Below are 1,671 nucleotides of genomic sequence, written 5' to 3'. Positions count from 1 at the left end.
GGTCAGCGCCGTGCGCGCGCCGGTCCCGATGTCGCTGGCGGCCACCTGGACCAGGAAGTCGCCCTCCTTCATGGTGACGACGGCCTTGGACGGCTGGCGGTAGGCCGGGTAGGTGGAGGAGGCCACGCCGATGCCGATCAGCCACTCGCCGTCCCGCCGGTGCCCGGGGCCCGGGTCGCGCCGGTCCCAGTCGAAGCGGCGGGCGCCCTCGCGCAGGCAGGCGACCAGGTTGCGGGAGCTGAACGGCCGGCCGCTCTGCGGCTCCATCTCCGGCTCGTTGACGACGCGCAGCTCGATCGGGTCGATGCCGGCGGCGTACGCCAGCTCGTCCATGGCGGACTCCAGCGCGTACATGCCGGGGCACTCGCCCGGGGCGCGCATCCACGACGGGGTGGCGACGTCCAGCCGGACGAGCCGGTGCGCCGTGCGCAGCGCGGGCGTGGCGTACATGACGCGGGTCGGGGTCGCGGTCTGCTCGGCGAACTCCACCACCGTCGAGCTCTGCTCGTAGGCCACGTGCTCCACCGCCGTGAGCCTGCCCTCCGTGTCCGCGCCCAGCCGCAGCCGCTGGATCGTGGGCGTGCGGTAGCCGGTCACGTCGAACATCTGCTGCCGGGTCAGCACGACCTTCACCGGGCGGCCGACGGCCCTGGCGGCCAGGGCGGCCAGCACGGCCTGCGGCCTGGTCGTGCCTTTCGAGCCGAAGCCGCCGCCGACGTGCCTGGACACCACGCGCACCCGCTCCCTGGGCAGGCCGAAAGTAGCGGCCATGATGTCGCGGTTCGCGGAGGCGCCCTGCGCGGTGTCGTACACCAGCAGCCTGCCCTCGGCGTCCCACAGCGCCAGGGCGGCGTGCGGCTCCATCGGGTTGTTGTGCAGGACGGGGGTCGTGTAGGTCACGTCGATGCTGGTCTCGGCCGCGTCCAGCCCGGCCTCGATGTCGCCCTTCACGGTGTCGCACGGGTAATTGGGGTTGACGACCTCCGGCTGGTACAGGTTGGGGTGGTCGGCGCGCAGGGTCACGTCATGGATGTCCTGCTCGTACTCGACGACGATCGCGTCCGCGGCGGCGCGGGCGTTCTCGTACGTGTCGGCCACCGCGGCGGCCACGATCTGGCCCCGGTAGGCGACGTCGCGGCTCTGGAACAGCGCCAGCTCGCCCTCGGCCGCACGGGCCAGCCGGGGTGGTTCCTCGCTGGACAGCACGGCCAGCACACCGGGCATGGCGAGCGCGTCGCGGCCGTCGATCCGCTTGATACGGCCCTTGGCGATCCGCGACTGCACGGGGTAGGCGTAGGTGACGCCCTCGACCGGGTATTCGGCCGCGTACGTGGCCAGCCCGGTGACCTTGACTTGGCCCTCGATGCGGTTCACGATGCCAGCTCCTCGAGCGTGCGGACGATCAGGTTGCGAGCCAGGGGCAGCTTGAAGGCGTTGCGCGGGAGCGGCCGGGCCTGCTCCAGCTCCGCCTCGGCGGCGGTGAGGAACGCCTCGCCCGTCGCGGGGCCGCCGATCAGCACCTGCTCGGCGCGCTCGGCCCGCCAGGGCACGTGGGCCACGCCACCGAGCGCGACGCGGCAGCCGGCGACCACGCCGTCGCGGACGTCGAGCACGGCGGCGATGGACACGAGCGCGAACGCGAACGAGGCCCGCTCGCGTACCTTGCGGTAG

General features: G+C 73.2%; 1 protein-coding gene and 1 pseudogene. Both read right to left on the bottom strand.

All coding sequences use genetic code 11. From position 1 onward, the window contains the following. On the bottom strand, positions 1 to 1,374 hold a 1,374-nt coding region (locus AB0J09_RS64210; RefSeq protein ID WP_360714257.1), incomplete at its 3' end, for a molybdopterin cofactor-binding domain-containing protein. Then, positions 1,371 to 1,671, bottom strand: a pseudogene (locus AB0J09_RS64205) (xanthine dehydrogenase family protein subunit M); the annotation flags it as partial. The pseudogene AB0J09_RS64205 and the gene AB0J09_RS64210, both read right to left, overlap by 4 nt.

This window comes from Nonomuraea sp. NPDC049784 (assembly GCF_040659615.1).
Classification (GTDB): domain Bacteria; phylum Actinomycetota; class Actinomycetes; order Streptosporangiales; family Streptosporangiaceae; genus Nonomuraea.
The sequence above is the reverse complement of the archived record's forward strand: the minus strand, read 5'-3'. Positions and strand labels throughout refer to the sequence as shown.